General features: G+C 29.7%; 24 protein-coding genes, 1 tRNA gene and 1 rRNA gene. 9 read left to right on the top strand and 17 right to left on the bottom strand.

Annotated features, from left to right (window positions below; genetic code table 11):
* The 10 genes from BLS00_RS09545 to BLS00_RS09500 form a co-directional block, all read right to left on the bottom strand.
* Positions 1-312: ribosomal RNA gene (locus BLS00_RS09545) — 16S ribosomal RNA — on the bottom strand; the annotation flags it as partial.
* 450 nt (positions 313-762) lie between these two features.
* A complete protein-coding gene (locus BLS00_RS09540; RefSeq protein WP_091405379.1) occupies positions 763-1,704 on the bottom strand; it encodes a DUF4097 family beta strand repeat-containing protein in 942 nt (313 codons plus the stop codon).
* Positions 1,705-1,718: 14 nt separating this feature from the next.
* Positions 1,719-2,375, bottom strand: coding sequence for a response regulator (locus tag BLS00_RS09535; RefSeq protein ID WP_091405375.1), 657 nt, complete (start codon positions 2,373-2,375; stop codon positions 1,719-1,721).
* On the bottom strand, positions 2,350-3,567 hold the full coding sequence (locus BLS00_RS09530; RefSeq protein ID WP_091405372.1) for a sensor histidine kinase: 1,218 nt from the start codon (positions 3,565-3,567) through the stop codon (positions 2,350-2,352). The genes BLS00_RS09535 and BLS00_RS09530 overlap by 26 nt, the downstream gene beginning before the upstream one ends.
* A gap of 81 nt (positions 3,568-3,648) precedes the next feature.
* Positions 3,649-4,764 (bottom strand): non-hydrolyzing UDP-N-acetylglucosamine 2-epimerase, encoded by a 1,116-nt coding sequence (gene wecB, locus BLS00_RS09525; RefSeq protein WP_091405370.1) that lies wholly within the window; start codon positions 4,762-4,764, stop codon positions 3,649-3,651.
* Positions 4,765-4,768: 4 nt separating this feature from the next.
* Complete coding sequence (locus BLS00_RS09520) at positions 4,769-5,296, bottom strand: hypothetical protein (RefSeq protein ID WP_091405368.1); 528 nt, start codon at positions 5,294-5,296, stop codon at positions 4,769-4,771.
* Between the two features lie 11 nt (positions 5,297-5,307).
* Complete coding sequence (locus tag BLS00_RS09515) at positions 5,308-6,090, bottom strand: DUF4895 domain-containing protein (protein ID WP_091405366.1); 783 nt, start codon at positions 6,088-6,090, stop codon at positions 5,308-5,310.
* Positions 6,090-7,823 (bottom strand): excinuclease ABC subunit UvrC, encoded by a 1,734-nt coding sequence (uvrC, locus tag BLS00_RS09510; RefSeq protein WP_244885751.1) that lies wholly within the window; start codon positions 7,821-7,823, stop codon positions 6,090-6,092. The genes BLS00_RS09515 and uvrC overlap by 1 nt, the downstream gene beginning before the upstream one ends.
* 3 nt (positions 7,824-7,826) lie before the next feature.
* Positions 7,827-8,360 (bottom strand): DUF501 domain-containing protein, encoded by a 534-nt coding sequence (locus tag BLS00_RS09505; protein ID WP_091405361.1) that lies wholly within the window; start codon positions 8,358-8,360, stop codon positions 7,827-7,829.
* On the bottom strand, positions 8,327-9,175 hold the full coding sequence (locus BLS00_RS09500) for a 50S ribosomal protein L11 methyltransferase (RefSeq protein WP_091405359.1): 849 nt from the start codon (positions 9,173-9,175) through the stop codon (positions 8,327-8,329). The genes BLS00_RS09505 and BLS00_RS09500 overlap by 34 nt, the downstream gene beginning before the upstream one ends.
* 232 nt (positions 9,176-9,407) lie before the next feature.
* Between BLS00_RS09500 and BLS00_RS09495 the strand changes: the two genes are divergently transcribed.
* Positions 9,408-9,483 (top strand) — tRNA-Ala (locus tag BLS00_RS09495).
* Positions 9,484-9,514: 31 nt separating this feature from the next.
* Here BLS00_RS09495 and BLS00_RS09490 read toward each other — a convergent pair.
* On the bottom strand, positions 9,515-12,388 hold the full coding sequence (locus tag BLS00_RS09490; RefSeq protein ID WP_091405356.1) for a ligand-binding sensor domain-containing protein: 2,874 nt from the start codon (positions 12,386-12,388) through the stop codon (positions 9,515-9,517).
* A gap of 99 nt (positions 12,389-12,487) precedes the next feature.
* Here BLS00_RS09490 and BLS00_RS09485 point away from each other — a divergent pair, with 99 nt between their 5' ends.
* The 4 genes from BLS00_RS09485 (at position 12,488) to BLS00_RS09475 (ending at position 14,741) form a co-directional block, all read left to right on the top strand.
* Positions 12,488-12,970, top strand: coding sequence for a hypothetical protein (locus BLS00_RS09485; RefSeq protein WP_091405354.1), 483 nt, complete (start codon positions 12,488-12,490; stop codon positions 12,968-12,970).
* Positions 12,967-13,491, top strand: coding sequence for a permease (locus BLS00_RS09480; protein WP_091405352.1), 525 nt, complete (start codon positions 12,967-12,969; stop codon positions 13,489-13,491). The genes BLS00_RS09485 and BLS00_RS09480 overlap by 4 nt, the downstream gene beginning before the upstream one ends.
* Positions 13,492-13,697: 206 nt before the next feature.
* Complete coding sequence (locus BLS00_RS10855) at positions 13,698-13,823, top strand: hypothetical protein (protein WP_259700019.1); 126 nt, start codon at positions 13,698-13,700, stop codon at positions 13,821-13,823.
* A 147-nt stretch (positions 13,824-13,970) separates the two neighbouring features.
* Complete coding sequence (locus BLS00_RS09475; RefSeq protein WP_091405349.1) at positions 13,971-14,741, top strand: SagB/ThcOx family dehydrogenase; 771 nt, start codon at positions 13,971-13,973, stop codon at positions 14,739-14,741.
* A gap of 52 nt (positions 14,742-14,793) precedes the next feature.
* On the opposite strand, the gene BLS00_RS09470 is transcribed toward BLS00_RS09475, so the two are convergent.
* From BLS00_RS09470 to plsY, 4 genes are all read right to left on the bottom strand, one after another.
* Positions 14,794-15,228 carry a hypothetical protein gene (locus tag BLS00_RS09470; protein WP_091405348.1) on the bottom strand — a complete coding sequence of 145 codons (435 nt, stop codon included), beginning with the start codon at positions 15,226-15,228 and terminating at the stop codon, positions 14,794-14,796.
* A 341-nt stretch (positions 15,229-15,569) separates the two neighbouring features.
* Complete coding sequence (locus BLS00_RS09465; RefSeq protein ID WP_091405345.1) at positions 15,570-16,814, bottom strand: tetratricopeptide repeat protein; 1,245 nt, start codon at positions 16,812-16,814, stop codon at positions 15,570-15,572.
* A 68-nt stretch (positions 16,815-16,882) separates the two neighbouring features.
* On the bottom strand, positions 16,883-18,850 hold the full coding sequence (locus BLS00_RS09460) for an HD domain-containing phosphohydrolase (protein ID WP_091405343.1): 1,968 nt from the start codon (positions 18,848-18,850) through the stop codon (positions 16,883-16,885).
* 231 nt (positions 18,851-19,081) lie between these two features.
* Positions 19,082-19,669 (bottom strand): glycerol-3-phosphate 1-O-acyltransferase PlsY, encoded by a 588-nt coding sequence (plsY, locus tag BLS00_RS09455; RefSeq protein ID WP_091405340.1) that lies wholly within the window; start codon positions 19,667-19,669, stop codon positions 19,082-19,084.
* A gap of 176 nt (positions 19,670-19,845) precedes the next feature.
* On the opposite strand from plsY, the gene BLS00_RS09450 reads away from it, so the two are divergent.
* The gene (locus BLS00_RS09450; RefSeq protein ID WP_091405337.1) at positions 19,846-21,786 is read left to right on the top strand and encodes a copper-translocating P-type ATPase; all 1,941 of its coding nucleotides are present in this window, start codon (positions 19,846-19,848) and stop codon (positions 21,784-21,786) included.
* Between the two features lie 50 nt (positions 21,787-21,836).
* On the opposite strand, the gene BLS00_RS09445 is transcribed toward BLS00_RS09450, so the two are convergent.
* Both BLS00_RS09445 and BLS00_RS09440 read right to left on the bottom strand, forming a co-directional pair.
* Entirely contained in the window at positions 21,837-22,421 is a 585-nt protein-coding gene (locus tag BLS00_RS09445; RefSeq protein ID WP_091405334.1) for a DUF2179 domain-containing protein, read from the bottom strand.
* A gap of 14 nt (positions 22,422-22,435) precedes the next feature.
* Positions 22,436-22,867, bottom strand: a complete 432-nt coding sequence (locus BLS00_RS09440; RefSeq protein ID WP_091405332.1) for a hypothetical protein — start codon at positions 22,865-22,867, stop codon at positions 22,436-22,438.
* A 202-nt stretch (positions 22,868-23,069) separates the two neighbouring features.
* Here BLS00_RS09440 and BLS00_RS09435 point away from each other — a divergent pair, with 202 nt between their 5' ends.
* From BLS00_RS09435 to BLS00_RS10650, 3 genes are all read left to right on the top strand, one after another.
* Positions 23,070-24,119: a M24 family metallopeptidase gene (locus tag BLS00_RS09435; protein WP_135403168.1), complete on the top strand. Its 1,050-nt coding sequence runs from the start codon at positions 23,070-23,072 to the stop codon at positions 24,117-24,119.
* A gap of 229 nt (positions 24,120-24,348) precedes the next feature.
* A complete protein-coding gene (locus BLS00_RS09430) occupies positions 24,349-25,296 on the top strand; it encodes a calcium/sodium antiporter (protein ID WP_091405327.1) in 948 nt (315 codons plus the stop codon).
* Between the two features lie 131 nt (positions 25,297-25,427).
* Positions 25,428-25,544, top strand: a complete 117-nt coding sequence (locus tag BLS00_RS10650) for a FeoB-associated Cys-rich membrane protein (protein ID WP_176759896.1) — start codon at positions 25,428-25,430, stop codon at positions 25,542-25,544.
* Positions 25,545-25,649: the final 105 nt, after the last annotated feature.

The following is a 25,649-nucleotide window of genomic DNA, read 5'->3' as shown; positions in this document are numbered from 1 at the left end:
TCTCAGTTCCCTTGTGGCCGATCATGCTCTCACATCGGCTACCCGTCGTCGGCTTGGTAGGCTTTTACCCTACCAACTACCTGATGGGTCGTAGGCCCCTCTCCCGGCGCTTCTCTGCTTTTATCTCTCGATATTATCCGGTCTTACCTACCGTTTCCAGTAGCTATCCCTGTCCGTGAGGTAGGTCCCTACGTATTACTCACCCGTTCGCCACTGATACTCAAGGAGCAAGCTCCCCTTTCTCCGTTCGACTTGCATGTGTTAGGCGCGCCGCCAGCGTTCACCCTGAGCCAGGATCAAACCCTTCTTCCAGTCCTTTTCCTGTCTTCTCAGTCTTTCACTGTCTTCTTCCTTGTTCCTTTTCTTCCTTGGCTTGGCCTCTATCCACTTGTCAAAGAGCTTTCCTCTTTCTTCTTCTTTCTCTCGAAAGCCGAGTTATATTGTACCACTTTGGGGGTTCAAAGTCAATGAACGTACGGTAAATAAAATTACAACTTATTGTTAATCGATTTTTGTTTGAAATTTATTAGTTATTTTTGTTGTTATTTTTTCGAAAAAACATAATAAAAACTAAAATTACGAGAAAATTATCGAATTTTTCTACTATAAAATCAAAACAAGAGCAGACTATGTCCGCTCTTGTTTTATAAGTCATCTTAATTTAGGGAATATATCTCAGAGGGTTGAGGTATATTTATATAATATACAAAACTCTTCTGGATTTTTAATGACTTTTGTCATGTATTATAATTACGATAGTAATTAATTAATATAGGATATATCGTCTATATAAATATTTCCTGTATCTAATCGAACTTTTATGTTGTTTGTATTATTTTGATTTGAACTTTTATATTTATCATCTTTTTCTTCTCCGAAGACTCTTATGTCACCATTTTTTGTTTCAATATCTAAGTTGAAATCATCTCCATATAATTTAAGAAATATGTTTCCCTTTTCCATATCAATATTGAGATTTTCAACATTTTTTATTATCATATCTATTCTTCCTTTTTTATTACTTACCTCAATTTTCCTTGCATCTATTCCTTGAAGACTTATCAAAGAATATTCGGAATTTATTTCGAGATCATTTATCAAATTTCCATGATTGGATATAGATATATTCCCAGTTTCATTTACAATAGAGGTTTTATTTTCAACAAATATATTTGTTATATCTATCTTTCCCATTTTGTTTTCTATTTGCAGGTTTTTTGATGTAATATTTTTTAAATAACTGTTACCAATAAAATTTATCACTCTTAGATTTTTTCTAATATTTATATTTTTTAAATCAATATATCCTTTATTATTTATCAATATTGCTTCTTCTAATGGATAACCAATAAGAAATTTATATTCACCTTCTCCATTCCAATTTTTTACAAAGGTGTCTTTCCCTAAAGCCAACCTTTTGAATAGCGAAAAAGTTTTATATGAATCAATAAAATCTTCTGATATATTTGTATTATTGACATATTTATTCATGTTTATATTTGGAAATTCATTTAATGTATTTTTATATCTTATCTGTATCTCGTTTTTAGCTGAATAATCAAATATTATATTTGAAACGAGCATTTCTACTTTTATATTCTTATCTGTTGAATTGTTTAATTCGTATTCTCTATAAAATCTAAAGTCTTCAGACAATGTTAATATAGATAGAATTATAAAAAATACAATTAATGTTTTTTTCATTTAAGAACCACCTATTAATTAGTGTGCTTGTTAACATACAAAGCCAATTGTGTTCTGTCTCTAAGTTGTAATTTAGCTAATATTCTTGTTAAATGATTTTTTACTGTGCCTTCTGTTATATACAAAGTTTCGCTTATTTCTTTGTTTGATTTTCCCTCTGATATTAAAACGGCTATTTCAACTTCTCTTTGTGTTAATGATTCGTATGGCCCAGATATTGAAACTTCTTTTTTCTTTTCTTCTTTGTTTATTCCGTTTATGAATTTAAGAATTTTTTCTGCCATTTCTGAACGTAATAACATGTTTCCAGAATATACTGTTTTTATTGCTTCTACTATTTCATCTGATTTAACATCCTTTAAAATATAACCATCTGCACCATTTTTAAGAGCTTCAAAAAGATATTCATCATCTTTGAAGGTTGTCAATATCACAACTTTTGGAGAATTTTCCAATTCTTTTATTTTTTTTGTAGCTTCAACCCCGTTCATTTCTGGCATTTTTATATCCATCAGTATCACGTCAATATCTTTATTCTTTTTCACTTTTTCAAAAGCTTCTTTGCCATTAGCGGCTTCATCCACAACTTCTATTTCTTCACACAAACTCAAGATCATTTTTATTCCTTCTCTAATGAGATCTTGATCATCCACCAACATAACTTTTATCATTTTCAATTCCTCCGATTGGTACCGATATCTTTATGTTAAAACCCTTATTCTTTTTTGTTTTTATAGTTAGATCTCCATTAAAAGTTCTTATTCTATCTTCTATACCTTTTAAACCATTTCCAACTATTATCTCGTCTGATCCTACTCCATTGTCTGACTCAAGAATGTAAAAGTTTTGCGAGTTTTTATCGTTTATCAGCTCAAGGCGAATTTCACTTGCTTTTCCATGTTTAATGCTATTTGTTATCAACTCTTGAATTATTCTGTATGTAATAAATTTAAGTTCAGGGGGTATTTTTTCAATCATACCCTTCTTATTATAGATTATATTTATCGATTCATTTTCCAAATTTTTTATCAGCTCTTTTACAGATTCATGCAAAGAATTCATTTCATCATTTTCTTTTAACGCAAAAACAGCTTTTCTCAAATCTTGCATTGCATTTCGAGATAAATCTTGACACTTTTTTATAACTTTTTCATTTTCTTCTGGCTTTTTTTGATTTATTTTTTCCAAATAATCTAAATGCATTATTAAACCAGTTATTGAATGCCCCAGAGAGTCGTGTATTTCTTGGGCAACTCTGTTTCTTTCTTTTGTTATTGTCAATTTTTCTATTTCTACCAAAGATTTTGATAATTTCGAATTAGTTTTTATGAGTTTTTGGTTAAGTTCAAGGACTTGGTTTCTTTCGTAATTAATTCTCTTGATTAAATAGATCACAAAAAACACTACCAAATAAATAAAAACGTTGGTCAACAAATCTATTGCTAATTTTTCGTTTGAATTTTCCGAAGAAACTGGTACATAATAAACGTTAAACCAAATGAGTATGTATGCCGATAAATGCAAAAAGAAATAGAATAAAAAGGTTTTTTTCTTTAAAAAAGTTGTTATTTCATAAAGAGTTAAAAATATGTAGACGAAAAGCTCGTAATTTACATAAACTATCAAATAATAACTAAGTGCTATAGAAACAAGCAAAGAAACCATGTTGTATATTCTATTATTTTTGAATTTTATATATCTTACCAAATCGTTTATAAAAAGGATGCTTAATAATATAAAATTTTTTATTAATTCACTTTGAAAAAATTGATATTCAATATAAACACTGAAAAATAAGGCAAAAAACAAACTTAATCTTATGAGTAGCCCTATAATATTTAGATATTTATCTTCTTTATTCATATCTTTCCCCCATAAGTCTTCTTTTTTCGATTATATCAGATAATTATTTTTAATTTTAATGCCATATTAAGTAAGGGGTTATTAAACGAGGAAGTTGTTAACCTTTTTATTTTTAATAAAATTTGTTATTCGTTTTGAAGCATTGCCATCACCAAAAGGATTTTTTGATTCTGACATGTCGTCGTATTTAGCTGTATTGAGAGTTTTCATAGATTTATATATTTTATCTGGATCTGTCCCAACTAATTCAGCAACTCCTGATCTTATAGCTTCTGGTCTTTCTGTTTCATTTCTTAAAACCAAGACTGGCTTGCCTATATGTGGCGCTTCTTCTTGTAGTCCACCAGAATCTGTCATTATATAATGACTACCTTCCATCAAAGACACAAATTCGATGTACGAAAGGGGGTCTGTAAGAATAACCCTTTCAACATTTTGCAATTCTTCTTTAACTATTTTTCTGACATTAGGGTTTAGATGCACTGGATATATTAAATGGTATTCTTTATTTTCGGATAAATATTTTTTTATACCAGATAATATTTTCATCATTACTTCGCCCTGATTTTCTCTTCTGTGAAGAGTTAAAAGAATATACTTTTTGTCTTCCAGGCCAAACTGTTTTTGTATATTTTTTATTTCTAATTTTTTATTTTTGATTATCCAATTTAAAGCGTCCACCACGGTATTTCCAGTTATAAGTATTTGATCTTCTTTAATGCCTTCTTTTAAGAGGTTATCTTTTGCTAAAACCGTTGGAGCAAAGTGATACATTGCAATTGTTCCAACTAATTTTCTGTTCATTTCTTCAGGGAATGGGTAATAAATATCGTTGGTTCTCAATCCTGCTTCTACATGGCAAACTGGAATTTTACTGTAAAAACCACAAAGACTGGCAATAAAAGTAGTCGTTGTATCCCCATGAACAAAAATATAGTCATACTCTTTTTGTTTTAATATTGGGCTTATTTTATTTATCAAAGCAGATGATAATTCTTCTAAACTTTGATCATGTCTCATAATTTTGAGATCAAAATCAGGTTTTATATCAAAAATTTCGAAAACTTGATTCAGCATTTCTTTATGCTGGCCTGTTGATATTATTTCAACTTCAATATTCTCTTTTTTCATTTGTTTATACAAAGGTGCCATTTTAATTGCCTCAGGTCTGGTACCGAATATCATAGCTATTTTCATTCTTTTACCTTCTCATCATTATTAAGGAATAATAAATTATAAAAATAGAATAAACAATATACAATATAGATGGAAAATAGAACAAATAGTTATGTCCTAAAGATGTATTCCCAAAAACGCTTATTCCAAGCCAGTTTATAGAGTATTTAAAAATCATAAATATTATTATACCCAAGCTTATAAACCCCAAAGCAAATATTACAAGTCCATAAATTTTGTAAAACCTTTGGGCTATTCTTTCAATGGAGTAGATATGCAGTAAAATACCAAATAAAAGAATTGGAATAGTTATATAAAATAGGGGCATAGTGTTTAATGCAAACTGATCTCCTATTACACTCTGTATTTCATCTTTAAACAAGTAAACAACCACGGATAAAGACATTATTATAACAGAGATTATTATATTTAAAGTACCAAAAAATAAATCGAAAACAACTGAACCAGGTGTGGTCATTTTGTTAAATCTCACTTGACCCCTCTTCGTTTCAATAGTTTCTAAATTGTTGTTTTCCACTTTTATTTTAGCCATTTGAACTCACCTCATATTTCGAGAGATCTTATCTCCTCTATCTGTTTTTCTATTTTTTTTAAAAATTGTTGGTAAATATTTTTAAAATCAAGATCCAAAATTTTATTTGTAGGAATTTTTAAAACACATAACGCATGATCTTTTATTCCCATTTCAGGTAATTTATATGAACTTTCAACAAAATCATATTTTTCTATAAGTTTTGTTTTTAACACTCGGGCTATATCTATATAAAGAGATTTCCATTCAGTTGGGACCCCTTCTGGCAATTTCATAAAAAGGTGTATCTCGTTCATATAAGGGAAATAAAATATACCTTCGTCATACTTTTTGTAATTGTTTAAGATGAATTCAAAAATTTCATCAGTTATTTTTTCACTTAAAGAAAAGTAGTTTAGACCTTTTATTTTTTCAGAGAAAAGAAGCTTTTTTATGAGTCTCTCGTCACCAGATAATTTGTAAGCACATACTTTAAAAGGTGATTGCACAATAGATGATTTCACTATAGGTTCAACTACAAAGCCTTTTTCTTCGGCTATTTTCTTGTACTCCTCTTTCAGTTCATTTTCATATTCAACTTGTTTTGGGTATAAGCTACTCATTACCTTGCTTGGAGTTTCTGGTGTAAGAGCTCTTATAACCCTTCCTTCTTGATCTGTAAAATAAGAAAGAACTGGAAATTTTTCGTACTTATCATATACCCAAACTGAGTAAAAATGATCGAATTCATCTGCTATTTTATCTTTGTATTTTTTTAAGTAGCTTGCACCATCTAAAATAAATTCATCTTTCATTATTTTTCCCCCAATACTTGTTTGATCTTCTTAGCAACCTTTTCGCTGTTTATTACTTTAGCTATTTCCTCTGTTGGAGCTTTTAAAATGTTGTTCAAGCTGCCATATTCATTTATCAACTGTTTTTTTCTTTTTGGCCCTATTCCTGGGACCTCGTCTAATTTTGTTTTTTCATATCTTTTTGATCTAAGCTGCCTATTAAAACCTATTGCGAACCTGTGGGTTTCATCTCTTACAAAAATTAAAAGTCTTAATACTGGATTATCCAAATTCAAATGTAGATCAGGCATTTCTCCTGGGAAAACGACTCTTTCGTCTTCTTTCGCAATACCCACAACGTCGACATCTTTCAAATCATATCCGAGTTCTTCTAAAGCTTGAACAGCTGAATTAACTTGTCCTTTTCCTCCATCAATAAACAACAAATCTGGAAGATCGTGTTTTTTATACCTTCTCCTAACAACAGTTCTTATACTTTCAAAATCATTTGGTTCTTTGAATTCATCCAACCTATACCTTCGATACCCTTCTTTGTTTGGCTTTCCATCTTCAAAATTTACCAATGATGCAACAGTGTATAAACCTTGGAGATGTGAGATATCTATTCCCTCTATCTTTTTTGGAACTTTCTTTAGATTTAAAATATCTTTTGCTTGTTTCAAAGTATTACCAAGGTCCGTATATCTTTTAATCTCATCGTCTAAATTTTTAAATCCAAATTTGAAAATTGTGGAATTTCTACTCATTTTCATCATTGATTTCATACCATTTTTTTTAAGGTATGATTGTATTTGAGGCGATATTTCTTCATCATACATAGTATATATGTTTGAAGGAACTTCATTTTTTCTAACTACATAAAATTGGTGAAGAAACTCTTCTAAAGTACTATCCAAAGTAAATGTTAGCTTAGAAACCATGTAACCCGACCTAATTTTCAGTAATAAGAATATAGGCTCTTCGTACATGATTACGTCTATGTTTCTATTTGTTTTGAATTCCACTCCCAACTTCACAAAAAGCTTGTCCAACTTTTTGTGTGTATCTCTCATTTGAGCAGCTTTTTCAAAATTCAAAATATCTGAATATTCTTTCATGGCTTTTTCAAGATAGGATTTGACTTTTTCAACTCTTCCGTTGAGAAATTCCAAAACTTCATTAACAGAATCTCTATATAATTTAAGGTCAACATCTTTGTAGCAAGGTCCATAACACATGCCCAAATGGTATAAAAAGCAAGGTTTTGATTTTTTATCCATATTTCTATCACAACTTCTCACTTTATAAACCCTTTGAAGAACTTCTATAACATCTTTTACAAATCTAACATTTGGATAAGGCCCAAAATACTTACCCTTTGCCTCTTTTTTTGTTCTCACGTATTTAATTGTAGGATATTTTTCGTCTGTTATAAGAATATATGGATACACTCTTGTATCTTTCAAAAGGATGTTGTATTTTGGTTTATGTGTATAAATCATATTTGCTTCAAGGATGAATGCTTCATCCTCGCTCGAAGCAAGTAAATAGTCCAAATATTCAGCATTTTTTATTATACTCAAAACTTTTTCGTATTTTAATTGATTTGACGGGTTAAAATATGAAGAAAGTCTGCTTTTAAGATTTTTTGCCTTACCGACATAAATCGGTTGACCCTTGCTGTTTTTAAAGATATATACACCAGGTTTTCTTGGTACTTTTTTTATCACATCTCTTTTAATCATTAAAATCATTCCTTATTTTTCAAAATCACAACATACGCAACTATTGCAATACCTTTTTTCCAATAGTTGATCTACTTCTCTGCCAATTGGGTTGTCATTACCAGAAATATATGAAGCAAAATGTAAATGTAAACATTTTACATATTTAAAATCAGAAATACCGCCAATGCCTTTTTCTTTAAGAGCTTTTTGCATTGGATATGGAAGTTCTTCTATTTCGTCTTTTATTATGTCCAACCTATGTTTTATTTCACTTTTATGTGCATTTTTCAATTCATGTAACATCTCTTCGTTTTCATCTATTTTATTTTGTATTTTATCTATAAAATTTTGGGATTCCAGCCGAGATATTTCTTCGTTTAAATATGGACATGTTAACCAATACATGGTTGGAAAAGGTTTCCTGTTCATAATAGGATAATTTTTTATTGTCGTTGGATAACCATATTTACAAAAAGAAGATACCTCCATTTTGTTGCTCATTTTTCTTCCCATTTGTTTTTCAATTATTTTTAGATTTTTTTCTGAAATTTCAAAGCTTTCCATGAATCCTCCTCCATTCTATCTTTGAGTTCAAGGCCTTTTTCTTTAGCTTTTTCAATGACTATTTTTTCTTTGTGGGAAATGATTCCAGAAAAAATTATTTCTGTTTTTTCAGTTATAAATTTATCAAAATTTTTATGATTCATAAGATCTATCAACAATTCAGCAACCATGTTAGATACCAAAACATCTGGTTTATAAACTTCCACATCGTTTAAAAAATCAGAAACTCCTATTTTAATGTCCATATTATTCATTCTCACAGTATCTCTCGCTTTTTCAACTGCAATTTTATCATAGTCATATCCTTTGACTTCTGACGCACCCATTAACTTTGACACCATAGATAAAATTCCAGTTCCACAGCCTATATCTAAAACAGTTTTATTTTTTAAATTAATTTTCTTCAACATTTTTGACGCAAGTTTAGTTGTTGGGTGTAGCCCTGTACCAAAAGCACTTCCGGGTACAATGTGTAACACTTCTGCATTTTCTTTTTCAAAAGGCTCTTCCGGAAAAGGGTTTATCCAAATACCTTCTATAAGTTCAAAAGGTGAAAGGGTGTCTAGCCATGTTCTAAGCCACTCCCTTTCCATAACCAATTCTTTTGATAGCAGCTCTAACCTAAACTTTTCCATTAAAATATTAACAAATTTTTCATCTGGATCTTCTGCTGATATATACATTTTTAAAGTTGTAATGCCATTTTTAATGTCTTCATCGATATAATAATCTTTAAAATTGTTATCGAAAAAAACTTCTATTAAATCGTCTTCATTTTTTTTATTTATTGAAAACAAATATTCAAAGTATCTCATTAAATCACCTCTTGTTTTATTCTATAACCATTATACATTAATTGTAAAATAAATTGCTTTGCAATTTATTTTGTTGTTAGTTGGAGGATGGAGGTTGTTGGTTTTTGTATTATTTTAGACGTTTAACAATGTTTTTTTCTTCCAACCTTCAACATCATTCTTCCAACAAAAATCACTTCGTGATTTTTACTATTGACAAATAAAAATTATAGATATATAATATTTTAGAATTGGGGTCGTAGCTCAATTGGGAGAGCGCTACCGTGGCACGGTAGAGGCCGTGGGTTCAAGTCCCATCGACTCCACCACCAAAATAAAACAACCACATATGTGGTTGTTTTATTGTTTATATACCTGTATTTGGTTTTTACCATTTTCTTTTGCTGAGTAAAGTGCCTTATCAGCTTTTTTAATTATTTCGTCTTTTTTGGTATCAACTTCAGGCACAGCACTATATATTCCTATACTAACAGTTATCTCTACATTATTATTAGTAAAATCTTTTCTTATTCTAAGCTTAGAAACTGAATGTTTTATCATATTTGCTATTTTCTTTGTGCCTTCTTCGTCGGTATCATAGAGTAAAATTACAAACTCATCTCCACCATATCTTGAAACGTAATCAGTGCTTCTTTTTAATGATGATTTTATAGCTTCTGCAAGATCTTTTAGTATATAATCTCCAGCAAGATGTCCATATGTATCGTTTATCTCTTTAAAGTCATCTAAGTCCATCATAATCAGAGAGATATTATCATTCCCTCTTTTAGAAAGATTCAAATATTCATCTATTAAGCTATCAAAATACCTTCTATTATAAACACCCGTTAATGAATCTGTTATTGAAAGATCTTCTAAATTTTTATTAGCTGTTTCAAGCTGAATATTCATATCCGCTAATTCAGAATTTTTCTCGTTTAATAGCCGAGCTTCCCAAACTTTGAAAAAGCCATATATCACAAGCAAAAAAGAAATTATATACATGAAATAAGCTAAGTACGTTCTATACCAAGGCTTTTCAATTTTAAATTTGAAGCTTACTGTATCTGAAATTACCCCTCTCATTGTTTTCGCATAAACTAAGAATTCATAATTCCCAAATGGTAAATTAGAATAAGTGATATAATCTCTTTCTCCACTGTTGATCCATGTTTTATCAAATCCTTTTAAATAGTGCATATATTTGATTTTTTCTGGAGAATCATAATCTAAAGCTGAATATCTAAAAGATAGTGAATTTTCGTAATGAGAGAAAATTCTTTCCATTCCGTTGAAAAAAGAATAGTCTTTTTCTATTGGCTTTTGGAATAACTCTACATTTGTTATGTAAATTTCAGGTTTTGGCAAGGTTCTGTCTTTGAAAGACCCAGGGATTTTTGTTACTCCTTTATTGCTTCCAAAATATAAATTGCCTTCATCATCTTGGAATCTACCAGAGCTAAACTCCCATGCACCAATGCCATCTCCTGGGGTAAGAATTGTTATTTCAAAGTTTCCTGGATTTACAATAGATATTCCATTATTTGTACTAATCCAAATATCCCCAGATTCACCCTCTACAAAACCATTAATAAAATTACTTGATAAACCCTCTTTTTCAGACAGGTTCATGAAAGTTCCATTTTCATTGTAAATAGCAACGCCGCCTCCGTTAGTCCCTATCCAAATATTCCCTCTTGAGTCCTCAAAAAGTGCTTGAACAGTATCAACAGCTAATTGATTCTCGTCACCTTTAACTTCTTTAAAAAAATTAAATTCTTTTGCACCTGGTTTTAACAAGTTCAAACCATTGTTTGTTCCAATCCATACCCTATCTTTTGAATCAACTAAAATATCGAAAACAAGGTTGTCTGTTAATTCACTAACCTGATGTTCTACATATTTATATTGAACTAGTGTTTCGGTATTGACATTATATTTGAAAGCGCCTTCTGAATACGTTCCTATCCAAAGATTTCCTTTATCGGCTTCCTCTATAGCATATATTATTGTTCCGGTAGGAAAAATATTCATCCTATCAAAAGAATTGTTTTTATAATCGTATTTAAATATACCGTTTCCAGTAGATAACAAAAGCTCTTCACTTTTAGTCTCAAATATTTTTACTATGGAATTATTTGGTATATAATTTTGACTATTGCCATTAGAAGTATAGTGAATCATTTTGTTGGTTTCTTCATCGTACCTATTTATACCAGAGTTGTAAACAGCAACCCATAAATACCCTTTCGAGTCTTTCAAAATGGAGTTAACCTTTCCTGGGGGTAATTTTATATCTTCATGTAGATTATTTGAAAGAAATAAATAATTCGATTTTCTTGGGTTGAGTTTCGCAATTCCATTACCGTTAGTGCCTATCCAAAATATACCAGTTTTGTCTTGAAATAATGAATAGACAACAGGATGTGGGATGTCTCCAGATTCTTTTTCACCAGGGAAATGATATTCTTTACCATCTTTGTCTAAAGCAAAAAGTCCGCCACCCCAGGTCCCTATCCATATTGTTTCATCATTTGTTTTATATAATGCATAAACTCTGTTATCTTCAAAAGTAATATTTTTTGTTTGGTTTGTTACTAAATTATATTCAAAAAGTCCTCCATCCCATAAACCCAGTGTCAATATGTTTTTTTCAAACTCTTTAATCACCATAACAAAAGGTGATGGAAGATCCATTTCTATTTTATCAAAACTGTCATTTTCTTCATTAAAGTCGTATAAGCCTTGATAAGTACCCACAAGCAATCTACCTTTCGAATCATAATGTAAGTCTCTAACAACTTCCCCAGGAACCATATATGCAGTTATTTCATCATTTATCAAGTTTAATTTGTTCAAACCATTTAAAGTACCAAACCACAAAGTGTTTTCTTTTTTCTCAATAGCTACAACTACTGAATTTGACAAATTAGTATTTTCTACTGTATAGTTGACAAATCGGTCTTCATGAATAAAATATCTTGAAACTCCTTGATAAGTTCCAATCCACAACTCGTGATTTTCAGAATCATAGTACATAGTTTGAATTAAGTTATGTGCCAAACCATTTTCTGAAAAAGGGTCTGTCCTAAAAATTTCTATCTCTTTACCGTCATACTTTGCAAGACCTCCCTGTGTTCCAAACCATAAAAAACCATATCTATCCTGCAAAATATTTGAAACGGATAGGTTTAGTAAACCTTCTTCTCTTCCAATTCTCACTTTATATCTCATGCCTTAGATTATTTTTACATGTTGTTTATATCTAATTCAAAATTATAAGTTATTATCGAACTATCCCCCACCCCCGTATGGTATAAGGAGTGATTTTTTATGGTTGCGTTATATATTGTAGCTGGATTGGCAGTAATTTTTTCTTTTATATTTGATAGAGAAAAAACTTTTAAAGGATTGAAAATGGGTTTAAAAAAATTTTTAAAAATATTGCCAAATTATTTGATGATTTTGATTATTATAGCTTTTGTTTTATTGATTTCAGAAGATTTCATCATTGATTATTTAACTCAAAATACAATTTTTATAGGGATGATTTCAGCATTAATTATAGGTTCAATCACTATGATGCCTGGGTTTATCGCTTATCCTTTAGCAGGAATATTGGTTAGCAAAGGAATTCCTTACATGGTTGTAGCTGCTTTTGTCTCTTCTTTGATGCTTGTTGGTGTGGTTACTTACCCTGTTGAAAAAGAGTATATGGGAATGAAAGCCACAATTTATAGGAATATTGGAGCATTTTTTGTCGCTGGAATGATTGCTATTATAACTGGTATTTCTTATGGAGAGGTGATAATATGACAAGAAAAAAATTTATAAATTTAGTTGTAGCCTTGAGTTTTGCACTTTTCATTATTATTTCATTTATTATAGACTTCGATTTTGGAATAAGAGCTTGGGATAACTTTCTATTGTTTGCTAAAGATATGTTGTTAATATTGCCTCCTGCTTTCGTTTTAATAGGTCTTTTCAATGTCTGGGCGAAAAGAGAAACTATTGAAAAAGGATTTGGACAAAAATCTGGATTTAAAAAATATATTTGGTCCTTTTTGTTGGCTTCGACAACAGTAGGAGGAACATTTATGGCTTTTCCTGTTGCAAATGCTTTATACCATAAGGGAGCCAGTTACAGTTCTATTTTTTCATATGTAACAGCAGCCTCACTTTTTATGATTCCAATGAGTGTTATGGAAGCAACTATATTAGGAATTAAATTCACAGCTATTAGACTCTTGTCTTCAATACCATTCATAATCTTAACAGCAATAATTTTGGAGAAGATTTTCAGAAAACAAAATTATAAAATACCTGAATCTAAATAAGCAGGCTTTGCTGGTTTATTTTTTATCTTTTTTATTCCGACTATATTAATCAACTTAACTCCAGTATTTACTCAATTTTTACATAAAAATATATGATTTGCTTCTTGACATAGAGTTTACTCTACGATTTATAATTTAGATGAAATTTGTCGGATATAAAATATTTTTTAATTCACGATTTTTCATTAATACGAGGAGGGATTCATATGTTTAAAAAGTTTAGAGGTATAGAAAATTATAAAAAAGATAGACATGCTGAATCATTCTATGAAGCTTATAACAGAGTAGAGGACATGAAAAATATTTATTTAGAAGTGAACAGATATATTTAATAGTTAGCTCATACTTGATATAAAGGACCATAGAAGAGGTTTACCTCCGCAATATAATTTAGCAGCCATTTTAATGGCTGCTTTTTTATTTTAAATGAAATTAAATATTTGATATAATTAACTTAGCTAACAAATGGAGGGGATACAATGGATATAAAAAATTTAATCGAGAAAGGCAGAAATTTTTTAAAGTCGCCATGGGATACTATGGGAAATGAATTATTTTCAGTTGAAAAAACAGATCAACAAAAAGGAATTAAACAACCACTATTAGAAAAACAAATAGAAGATGAAAATGAGTTAATTGATTTAATCCGTGTTGAAGAATTTGATTTAGAAAAAATCGATTATGTAGAGTTACTCAAAAAAAGAAGAAGTAGAAGAGCTTATAAAAATAAAACTATGACTTTAAAAGAACTATCTTTTTTACTATGGTCAACACAAGGCGTTGAACGAGTTATTAGAAATGGGTATGCTACTTTAAGGACTGTTCCTTCTGCGGGAGCGAGGCATCCTTTTGAAACATACCTTTATATTAGAAATGTTGAGAATATCGAAATGGGAATATACAGATATTCTGCTTTAAAACACAAGTTAATCCCAGTTAAAAAAGGCAATTTCGATGATGAGATGTTTGAAGCTACACAAGAACAAAGGATGACAGTAACTTCAGCCGTAACTTTTGTTTGGGCTGTAGTTCCATATAGGACTGAATGGAGATATTCCTTCTTGTCTCACAAAGTTATAGCTTTAGATGCAGGACATGTTTGCCAAAATCTTTATTTATCTGCAGAGGTTTTAGGCTGTGGGACTTGTGCTATTGGTTCTTATTCTCAAGAAAAGTTAGATAAACTGTTGGAATTAGATGGTGATGAAGAATTTTCCGTATATGTTGCACCTGTTGGTAAAATAAAATAAAGTTATTAAATTAAAACAGCTATTCAAAGTTTAATGAATAGCTGCTTTTTTATCATACATATTCAAATTTTAGTTGAAAATTTCTTGGATAAGCCATAATTTCATATTTCATATCTGATAATAATGCGTAATACCATCTTCCATTTATTTTCAAAACCATAGTATTGCCGCGCACTTCTGTCCAATCCATATCGTCTCTTTTTATTTCGTAAGACAAATTGGCATATACCTCTTCTTCTATTTCATCTGGTGCAAATACTTCTTTGTTTATACTCCTAATATTGGATACACTTAAATTTCTAATTCTTGGATTTTTGTTGAATCTATCTTTACAAAGCCATTTTGTATAGACATTAAATGACTTTTCACACACATTCTTGAAAAAATATTTGTTAACTATCTCTGCTGAAGAAACATTCGGGTCATGTATATCATTGTTATAGCCTATAATCAATTCTTCAATTTCTCTCTCTTCAAAAGAATTCATCTATAAAACACCTCCATTAGAATATAAAAATAATGCGATTTAAAATCCACAATGGTTATTTTAACGCTTACAAAATCATTAACCAAACCTATTCTAATTTGATTATAGATGATTATTATTAAATATATATTAAATTCTCATTTATTCTTTATAATTCACATAGTTGAGAATTATATAACAAACAAACAATAATAAAACCTCGATTATATCGAGGCTCTGCGTATTTATTGAGAGATGATTCACTCTTCATAATAAACTCTTAATCAAAAGTTAAGCATAAACTTACAATATTAATATTATATTAAAAAACAATATATTAAAAACTTTTAATAAAGGTGGTTTTAAACTGGAGAATTTTTAATCATTTCATCGAATCTTTTCTTTAAGACCGGGTCTTTTATCATCGGTCCAACTTTTTTCATTTTCTCAACAATCTCTTTCATTTTGCCTTTTTCATTTAATTTGTTGTAGAAAAGCATGAGTTTAAAGTAGGCATCGAAAAAGAATGGATTTTCTTTTATGGCTAAATTATAGAACTTTTCAGCTTTTTCAACATTATTCTTTTCTTCATGTATGTAGCCCAAAGAAAATATAACCATATGATTTGCAGTTTCTTGTTCTACTGATTTTTCAGCAATTTCTTGGGCTTTATCATAATTTTCTTTTCTAAGGTAACCATTTATAAGGCAATAAATTATCTTGGGATTTTCTGGATACTTTTCATATAACTTTGAATAAGTATTTATTATTTCATCATAGTCCTCCAGATTTTTATCCAAAATATTGTGATATCTATAGTATACATCTTCATGATCTGGATATTTATCCAACAATTCTTTCAATGTTTCAGCTGCTTTTTCGTTTTGATTTGACATCAAGTATATATTCGACAACTCTTCATAAACTTTTTTAGAATTCTCCAAATTTACTATTGCGTTTTTTAATATGGAAATAGCCTTTTGAATATAGGGGTCATCTTTTGCTTTTTCTTGGTCTAAATCTGATAAATTAATCAAAGAATCTACTATTTCTGAATAATATATTGGTTCTGTATTGTTTAACTCAATCGCTTTTTCAAGATTTTCTACAGCTTTTTTATGATTTCCTTCATACCTTCTAACAATTGCCATCTTGTGATATGATTCTGGATCTTCCGGATGTTCTTCTGTAGATATTTGAGCTTGTTTCAGTTTTTTTTCATATAATTTCTTTGCTTTCCCATTTTCATCGTTTTCTTTGTATAACTCAGAAAGAATACTCCAGAAACCATATTGATCATAATCCAATTTTTTTAACAAATCTTCATATGTTCTTATAGCCTCGCTTATCCTTCCCATCGCTTGATAAGCATTACCCATAAAAAAATATATTTGAGAATTGTCTGGATTAGATTTAATGGCTTTTCTATAAGCCTTTATCGCTCCATTATAATCTCTTATACTCATCCTCATAGTTCCCAATTTAGAGTTTATTTCAAATGAGAGATGATCTTTTTTTAAAGCCTTCTCGTAATATTCTATGGCTTTTTCAATTCTTCCTTTTGAATATTCAAAATCACCTTTTTTAATAAGTTCTTCTTTTTTCATTTAAAAACCTCCATATTCTTTTTCTTCTATTATAACATCAAAAAAAAGGGGGATATCCCCCTTTTTTATTAAAATTTATCATATAACTCTTTTATTTCGTCAGAATAATTTTTAAACACTTCTAACACTTTTGGGTTGAAATCTTCTGGTTTTGTCCTTTTATCACCATTTAATATTATGTTCAATGCTTTCTCATGAGTAAAACTTGGTTTATACGCTCTTTTTGATCTCAAAGCATCATAAACATCAACAATACTAACTATTTGAGCTTCTAAAGGTATTTTATCCCCTTCAACATTAAAAGGATACCCTCCCCCACGATATTTTTCGTGGTGGTAAAGAGATATGTTCAAAGCCATTTTGAAATATTCGTCTTCTCCCAAGAGTTTGTAAGAAAAAGATGTGTGTTTTTTAACTATTTTCCACTCATTGGGAGAAAGTTTCCCTGGTTTTTTTAGTATCTCTTTTGGTATGAATATTTTCCCAATATCGTGTAATGGGGCAAATTCTCTTATATCTTTAATATAACTCTGTGTCATACCCAACTTTTCAGCAATAAAAGCTGACAGTTCACCCACTCTATGTATATGTTCTCCTGTTTCATCATCAAATTCTTCAGCAACTGTGGATAATTTTTTTGCAAAATTAAAATAAGCATTTCTTGCTGTATCGAAATTGATTTTGTTCGACATGAACGATTTAGATAATGACACCAAAGAATTGAAAATTATTTTGCTTTCATCACTAAACTCTTTATCCGAATCTTCTGGAATTTCTATAGAAAAATCCATCGATGTATTTTCATTTATTTTTACTCTTGAAACCATCATTTGTTTAAAGGGGACTGTATTTTTCTCAAAGTTTTTTCTCACTTCTTCTGGCATAAGTTTTTGATCTATATCAAAAACCTCTTCAAAAGTAAAGACTTCTGTTCCATTTACAGGTAGCCTATAATCTTTTTTTAATTCCATGCTCATAAGTTTTTCTTTGTCGTGCCCATATGAAGTTAGATAAATCCATTTGTCGTGATCGAACAACGATATAGAGCCATTTTCTGCTTCATCAATTATTTCTATTGTGCCATTAAGCAAGTCTGAATAAAATTCATCAATTTCAATTTCTTCAGAACCTATTTTCGAAACTAAATCAATCATTTGAAAAAGCTTTTTATTTAGCTGATTAGATTCTTTTGTTTTTCTCTTTATGGTTTTTCTCATATATACAATTAAAAGATATAGCCCTAAAATCACTAAAAACAGTATTGTTAAAAATATTATTAAATTCCTTACAAAAGAGTCTGGTAGTACTGTTTGTTGAGATACCGTATATCTATCCAATATTTCATAGTAAAAGGAATCGTTCTGTGTTAGCAAATCGGTTAAAGCCTTATCAAACGTATTAACAATAGATTGAACTTCTGGTAAATCTTTTCTAAAGAGGATTTTATATACCAAAGGAGAAAAAAGTATGTTGGATCTTTTTAGATTGTTATAACCACTAACATCGTAGAGCCTGTTAACAACTGCTACATCATTAACTCCCTCTTCTACTGAGTTTAAAGCCTCTCTATAACTATCGTATTCTATAAAATATACTTCTATCCCGAAATTATCAGTTATATTCTTTAATCCGTACTCACCTTCATAATAGATATCTGTATCCATAACTGCAATTGTTTTACCCTCTAATTCTTGAAAAGTTGAAATATTTAGATTCTCTTTTGTATAAGCTACTCCCCACTCAGTAAAAAAATATGTGTTATTAAAAACCCCATATTTCTTTCTTTGTTCGGTTTCTCCCAAAGGAGTAATGGCATCAATTTCTCCAGATTTTAGTTTTTCTATTAATCCAGGTTGAGTCCCCATAACTATTTCTATGTCTATATTATAATTCTCTTCGATATAATCTAACAGCTCTACAATTATACCTTCATTCTCATTTTTAACATAGGGGGGGTTATCATATACTCCTATTTTTATAGAAAAAATCTTCAAAGTAGTTAAAACTAAAGCTACAATAAGCACAAATTTTTTCACAACTAATCACCCTCATTTTTTATTAAAAAGCTCCCATTTTTAAAAATTCTTCACCTAAATTATTGTTAAATGAAGTTACAAATAATATAATAGTTAAAAGTATTAAAATTAAAAATAATATAGACCTTATCCTCATCATATCCCCTTAAGCTAATTCAGCCTTTTAATAATTATAACTGATTTGTAAAATAAAAAAAAACAGACCCTGAGGTCTGTAATTATTTTTATTTTTTACATTCTTTCGTTTATTTTATATTCAGTACCATTTTTTATTTTTTTGAAATTTTCAAGGTGTTTTGGAATAATTATCAAAATCAAAGAAACTATAAGAATTGAGTTGAAATCAAAAATTGGGAAAAACGAAGTTACCCATACTAAAGTAATTCCAAAAATTGTTCCCATAGAAATGTACTTTGTTGAAAGAGTTATGATTGTTGCGTATAATAAGAATAATAATCCGGCAATATAATTAGATGCAAAAATAACTCCCCAAGCTGTTGCCATACCTTTCCCGCCTTTGAATTTTAAAAATATATTCCAGTTATGTCCTATAACTGCAGCTAATGATGAAAAAATCAACATCCAACCATCTAATCCAAAAACATTTGAAGCTAAATAATAAGCTAAATAACCTTTAGAAAAGTCCCCCAAAAAACACAATAATCCCACTTTCATACCACTTGTATAAACTGCATTTGATGTTCCTACATTATGGCTACCAAGGTTTCTAACATCAATATCTTTCAACATTTTTGGCAATAAATAGCTAAAAGGAATAGCTCCAAGAAAATAAGAAACAAAAAAACTTAAAACCCCCATAAAAATAACCCCCTTTGTTTTTAAAATCAATATATTATATAATAATATGAAAACATTATTTTTTAGTTAATTTTTGAATTTTTATCTTAATTATTTTTTAATTGAAAATTAACACATAAATTTTATCATATAAACAACCCCCGGTATGGGGATGAATTTATTAAGGAGGTATGAATATGGATCACGAAAAGATGATTAGAGATTTTAAGATACGATTTTTCATTTCAACAATAATCACAATTCCAGTTGTGATATTAGCTCCATTTTTTCAAGACCTATTTGGTTACTCAATTAGCTTCAATTTTGATTATTTAGTTATATTTTCATTATCTGCTTTTATTTACTTTTATGGAGGATGGCCTTTTCTAAAAGGTTCTTTCTACGAATTGTCAGATAAAAAACCAGGTATGATGACTTTGATTGCAGTGGCTATTACGGTAGCATTTGTATATAGTTCAGCTGTGTCATTTGGACTCCCTGGAAAAACATTTTATTGGGAATTGGTAACACTAATAGATATAATGCTTGTAGGTCATTGGATAGAGATGAGATCAGTGCAAGGAGCTTCAAAAGCTCTCGAAAAACTGATGAAACTCATTCCATCTGATGCCCACTTAATTACGGAAGAAGGAACTAAAGAAGTAAAAACTACAGAATTAAAAAAAGATGATAAAATACTCGTTAAACCAGGAGAAAAAATACCTTCAGATGGAATTATCTATGAAGGAGAAACGAATATAAACGAATCTATGATTACTGGTGAATCAAAACCTGTTTATAAAAGCAAAGATGATGAGGTTATTGGTGGTTCAATAAATACTGATGGTTCATTAAAAGTAAAAATTTCTAAAACAGGGGAAGATACCTACCTCTCTCAAGTTATTGAGATGGTTAAAAAATCTCAAAACTCTAAATCAAAAGCCCAAAATTTTGCAGATAAAGCCGCCTTTTGGCTTACAATAATAGCTTTAACGACAGGTTTCATAACTTTAATTACCTGGCTTTTAATTGGAAAAGATTTTGTATTTTCTCTTGAGAGAATGGTTACCGTCATGATCATTACATGTCCGCATGCTCTTGGATTAGCAGTTCCTTTAGTAATAGCAAACTCAACGTCTCTTGCAGCAAAAAACGGTGTAATAATAAGGAAAAGAACACAATATGAAGAAGCAAGAAAAATCAATGCAATAGTTTTTGATAAAACAGGGACATTGACAGAAGGTGTTTTTGAAGTTAGCAAAATAATTCCTTTTGAAAATTTTTCTAATGAAGAAATAATTAAAATATCATCATCTATTGAAAGTGAATCTGAACATCCTATAGCACAAGCAGTGGTTAATTTCGCAAAAGAAAATAATATAGACTCTTATAAAATAAAAAATTTTAAAGCCATTCCTGGTAAAGGAACAAAAGCAAAAATAGATAACACAGATTACAAATTAGTAAGTCAAAAATATGTAGACGATAATAACATGAAATATGACGATAATAAATTAAAAGATATTTTTGAAAAAGGGATGACTTCTATATTCGTAATAAAAGATGAAAATGTAATAGGAGTTATAGGCCTTGAAGATAAAATAAGAGAAACCTCTAAAGAAACTATACTAAGTTTAAAAAACAAAGGTATTAAAACATACATGTTAACAGGAGATAATGAAAAAGTCGCTAAAAATGTGGCTGATCAGTTAGATTTAGATGGATACTTTTCAGAAGTTTTACCGGATCAAAAATCAGAGAAGATCAAAGAGTTGAAAAAAGATTACAAAGTAGCTATGGTCGGAGATGGAATAAACGATGCTCCAGCATTAACAGAAGCTGATTTAGGAATAGCTATTGGTGCAGGAACCGACGTTGCAATGGAAAGTGCCGATTTGATTTTATCTAAAAGTGATCCAAAATCAATTTTAAAAATATTTGATTTATCAAATTTAACCCATAAAAAGATGGTTCAAAACCTCTTCTGGGCTACTGGATATAATGCAATAGCGATCCCATTGGCAGCGGGGGTATTATATGGAGTAGGAGTTATTTTGAGCCCAGCTGTTGGGGCTGCATTAATGAGTCTTAGTACAGTTATAGTGGCTATAAATGCAAAAATGATGAAATTGAATTAATATGAACTATCACTAAAAAAGGACAAGAATAAAATTCTTGTCCTTTAAATTTATTTAGCCTTTCTTATCGGAAATACTGATCTTATCATAACTCTTCTCTCTTCTTTGTGAAAATAACCTTCTCTAACGTTTTTAACATCTTCATAGGATATAAAAGCTTTTGGTACATATTTGTTTGCTAATTCTTCATATAGTCTTATCTTCTTTCTGGATATTATACTGTAAACAATATAAGCAGTTCCGTCTTTACCTTCAGCTGGAACTAAAGTTACTCCAAACCCATTTTCTCTCAAAGCACTAATAAAATCAGTTGGATCTTTTTTTATAATAAGCCTCAAGGCCATTTGTCCTATAGCCAACTTATCTTCTATCATTATCCCTATATAACTACCAGCGGAAAATCCTGCTGCATAGGCTATTATATAAACAACGTTATCTACTTTATTTATTACCTGTGCTGCAACCAAAAGCCATATGATAACTTCAAAAAAACCCAATATTGCCGCTTGACCTTTTCTACCTTTAGAAACAAGAATTATTCTTGTTGTCCCAAGCGAAACGTCTAAAATCCTTGCTCCAAAGATTATTAATGGCATAATCACCCATTTAAACATCTCAGAATCAAAAAACTCCATCTTAATACCCCCAATTAATCATCTGTAAATTCTAAACCTTTTATATCAAATGAAAAAACAAGGTGGTTGAATATCCCTTTATAATATATAACTTCTAAATTGTAATCACCTTCTGTCAATTCAAATGAAATTTTTCCTTTGTATTCATTTATAAATCTATCGTTGTACAACATTTCTTCATTATCTTTCATTAATTTCACTTCTGTTTCTTTACTTAATATTCCGCTCGATACTGATATTTCAACTACTGCTTCACCATCTAAACTAAATTCATATTCTTTTTTAACTTCACCCCAAAAATTTGGCCCTAATGCAATGTTTAATTCCGCTTTTTCACCATATATTTTCCTACTATTTAATCTAAAACTTATATTATTATAAAACCCATATATTACAATAAATCCTATAAATATTAACAATATTATCCATAATAATTTCTTTTTCATACATTCTCCTTTTTTAATATTATTCTTTATATTTTTTATGCAATTTTTCAAGTTATTCATAACATTTTATACTTTTTCTTTTTTTATAAGTCAATATCATTTTAGCATAAAAAAATATCCATTATATTATGTTATAATAGAAAATAATATATTATAAAGAAAGGATGGGATTTAATTGAAAATTGGAATTATACAAAAGTTTATGAAAGATAACGATTTAGAGGCTATGTTACTTTTCAACACAGAAGGCTCAACACCCAGTATTTTCTACTTAACAGGATTCTCTGGAAATGACGGAGCACTTATAATAACTCCAAACTGTGCAAAAATTTTGGTAGATTCAAGATATACTGAAGAAGTGAAAGAAATACTTACAGATGAATTAACACTGGTTAAAACTGGGACAAGAACTATTTATGAAACTATAGAAGAAGAACTAAATTCTTTAAAAATCCAAAATATTGGAATAGAATACTCAAAGATTTACCATAGAGATTATGATAAAATTTTTAAAAACAAAAATTGGAATATTGTAAATATCGATGAACAACTTGAAAGCATGAGAAATATTAAGACCGTTGAAGAGATAGAAACCATGAAAAAGGCCATAAAGATATCTGAAGATGCCTTTGTTGAAATGCTCAATTACGTAAAACCTGGTATAACTGAAAAATATCTCGCTGCTGTATTGGAATTTGAAATGAAAAAAAGAGGTGCTGAAAAACCAGGATTCGACACAATAGTTGGATCTGGTTTTAGAGGAGCTCTTCCTCATGGCATAGCATCAGAAAAGAAGCTGGAAGAAGGAGATATGATAGTAATAGATTTTGGGGCCAGGTACAAAGGTTATAATGCTGATTTAACTAGAACAATTGGAGTAAAATCGATAACAGACGAAGTAAGAAATGTTTATAGCACTGTGTTGAATGCCAACAAAGAAGCAATAAAAGCTGTGAAAGCAGGAGAAAGCGGTTTTGATATAGATAAAATAGCAAGAGAAATTATAAAAGAAGCTGGTTATGGAGAATATTTTGGTCATGGTCTTGGACACGGTTTGGGAATAGAAGTTCACGAAAACATAAGTGTTTCACCGAGATCAAAACACACTTTAAAAGCCGGAAATGTAGTTACTATAGAACCAGGTATATATTTGGACGGCAAATTTGGAGTTAGAATTGAAGACGACATATTAGTACTTAAAAATGGCTATGAAAATCTCAATAGCTTGAGTAAGGATCTAATTATAGTGTAATAAAAATCCCCCCTGAAAACAGGGGGGTCCAAATCCCTTGGGGGAATTTGGGGGGATGGGTTAAAAAATTAAGCTATAAATAAAACTGTATACTTTCATAATTATTATATCACTTGATATATTAATTTAACGAAATTATTTTTTAATATTTGGTAAATAAGTATAATTTTTTTATCTAATCAGTAATAATAGCTATTAAAAACTTAAAATGCAAAATTTGGGGTGAAAAATGGAATATATTTTTTTAGCATTAGGATTCATTTTATTGGTAAAAGGATCTGATTTTCTTGTTGACGGAGCATCCAATATTGCACGTCATTTTGGAATATCTCAATTGATAGTTGGCCTTACCATAGTTGCCTTTGGAACATCTACCCCTGAACTAATAGTAAATTTGATTTCTAGTTCTACGAGTAATACTGATTTAGCTATATCCAATGTACTGGGGAGCAACCTATTCAACACTTTGATAATTCTGGGGATTACTTCATTAATTGCTCCTATTGGAGTTCAAAAATCAACAGTAAAAAAAGAAATTCCAATGAATTTTTTGGTTACTTTAGTTTTATTGGTCCTTGTAAACGACTTGATCTTGAATCAAGGAAATAACTTATTGTCTTTGAGCGATGGGCTAATTCTTTTATTGTTTTTTGTAATTTTCTTTTACTACGTTTTTGAAAATGCAAAAGATCAAAATTTAGAAAACAATAAAAGCAAAGATCAAAATAACAGTTTAAAAATAAAAGATTTTATATTTGTGGTGCTTGGTATTTTTATGCTTTATTTGGGTGGAGATTGGATTGTTAGCAACGCAGTAAAAATTTCTGAAAGCTTTGGAATCTCCCAAAAAATAATAGGTTTAACTATTTTGGCAACTGGAACATCTTTACCAGAACTCGTCACTTCTATAACTGCAGTGAGAAAAGGAAATAACGATATTGCCGTTGGAAATGTAGTGGGATCCAATATTTTTAATATTTTATTAGTTCTTTCTGCTTCAACTACGATTACCCCTATACCTTTTAATCCTGGAGACAACATAACAATTTTGGTTCTTTTAATATCCACAGTTTTACTTTGGTTATTCTTAAGAAAAGACCACAAACTGACAAAAGGTGAAGGTTTGATATTATTGTTAATCTACATATCTTACATGAGCTATGAATTCATAACATAAAAGGAGCGATAAGCTCCTTTTATTTTTTACTTTTATACACAAAGTTAATACTATTTTTATATTTTCATAATTTTTTGTAGTTAGAATTTAACTACCCCTATATAGGGGGATAAATTAAAAGAGGTGAAATAATGGATATTTTTATAAGCGTTTTAATATTAGGAATAGCTGGATACTTAGTATATAGATTTTTGTTCAAGAAGAAAGGGAAATCTTGTTGTTCAACTAATTTAGAAGAAACAGAGTAAATTGTACTCTGTTTCTTTTTTATTATAACTACAGTTTTGTCTTAAGCTATCAAATGTTATCTCGGTAACAAAAACCCCCATTTCAATACTCTTTTCAATTGAGTA

It is taken from the genome of Geotoga petraea, from assembly GCF_900102615.1.
In the GTDB taxonomy this organism is placed as follows: domain Bacteria; phylum Thermotogota; class Thermotogae; order Petrotogales; family Petrotogaceae; genus Geotoga; species Geotoga petraea.
Note: the sequence above shows the minus strand (reverse complement) of the source record. Positions and strands in the feature narration are given on the sequence as shown.

Coding starts and splice junctions, on each gene's coding strand:
- BLS00_RS09540 (WP_091405379.1), bottom strand. CDS start 1,704: ATGAAAAAAACATTAATTGTATTTTTTATAATTCTATCTATATTAACA.
- BLS00_RS09535 (WP_091405375.1), bottom strand. CDS start 2,375: ATGATAAAAGTTATGTTGGTGGATGATCAAGATCTCATTAGAGAAGGA.
- BLS00_RS09530 (WP_091405372.1), bottom strand. CDS start 3,567: ATGAATAAAGAAGATAAATATCTAAATATTATAGGGCTACTCATAAGA.
- wecB (WP_091405370.1), bottom strand. CDS start 4,764: ATGAAAATAGCTATGATATTCGGTACCAGACCTGAGGCAATTAAAATG.
- BLS00_RS09520 (WP_091405368.1), bottom strand. CDS start 5,296: ATGGCTAAAATAAAAGTGGAAAACAACAATTTAGAAACTATTGAAACG.
- BLS00_RS09515 (WP_091405366.1), bottom strand. CDS start 6,090: ATGAAAGATGAATTTATTTTAGATGGTGCAAGCTACTTAAAAAAATAC.
- uvrC (WP_244885751.1), bottom strand. CDS start 7,823: ATGATTTTAATGATTAAAAGAGATGTGATAAAAAAAGTACCAAGAAAA.
- BLS00_RS09505 (WP_091405361.1), bottom strand. CDS start 8,360: ATGGAAAGCTTTGAAATTTCAGAAAAAAATCTAAAAATAATTGAAAAA.
- BLS00_RS09500 (WP_091405359.1), bottom strand. CDS start 9,175: ATGAGATACTTTGAATATTTGTTTTCAATAAATAAAAAAAATGAAGAC.
- BLS00_RS09490 (WP_091405356.1), bottom strand. CDS start 12,388: ATGAGATATAAAGTGAGAATTGGAAGAGAAGAAGGTTTACTAAACCTA.
- BLS00_RS09485 (WP_091405354.1), top strand. CDS start 12,488: ATGGTTGCGTTATATATTGTAGCTGGATTGGCAGTAATTTTTTCTTTT.
- BLS00_RS09480 (WP_091405352.1), top strand. CDS start 12,967: ATGACAAGAAAAAAATTTATAAATTTAGTTGTAGCCTTGAGTTTTGCA.
- BLS00_RS10855 (WP_259700019.1), top strand. CDS start 13,698: ATGTTTAAAAAGTTTAGAGGTATAGAAAATTATAAAAAAGATAGACAT.
- BLS00_RS09475 (WP_091405349.1), top strand. CDS start 13,971: ATGGATATAAAAAATTTAATCGAGAAAGGCAGAAATTTTTTAAAGTCG.
- BLS00_RS09470 (WP_091405348.1), bottom strand. CDS start 15,228: ATGAATTCTTTTGAAGAGAGAGAAATTGAAGAATTGATTATAGGCTAT.
- BLS00_RS09465 (WP_091405345.1), bottom strand. CDS start 16,814: ATGAAAAAAGAAGAACTTATTAAAAAAGGTGATTTTGAATATTCAAAA.
- plsY (WP_091405340.1), bottom strand. CDS start 19,669: ATGGGGGTTTTAAGTTTTTTTGTTTCTTATTTTCTTGGAGCTATTCCT.
- BLS00_RS09450 (WP_091405337.1), top strand. CDS start 19,846: ATGGATCACGAAAAGATGATTAGAGATTTTAAGATACGATTTTTCATT.
- BLS00_RS09445 (WP_091405334.1), bottom strand. CDS start 22,421: ATGGAGTTTTTTGATTCTGAGATGTTTAAATGGGTGATTATGCCATTA.
- BLS00_RS09440 (WP_091405332.1), bottom strand. CDS start 22,867: ATGAAAAAGAAATTATTATGGATAATATTGTTAATATTTATAGGATTT.
- BLS00_RS09435 (WP_135403168.1), top strand. CDS start 23,070: ATGAAAGATAACGATTTAGAGGCTATGTTACTTTTCAACACAGAAGGC.
- BLS00_RS09430 (WP_091405327.1), top strand. CDS start 24,349: ATGGAATATATTTTTTTAGCATTAGGATTCATTTTATTGGTAAAAGGA.
- BLS00_RS10650 (WP_176759896.1), top strand. CDS start 25,428: ATGGATATTTTTATAAGCGTTTTAATATTAGGAATAGCTGGATACTTA.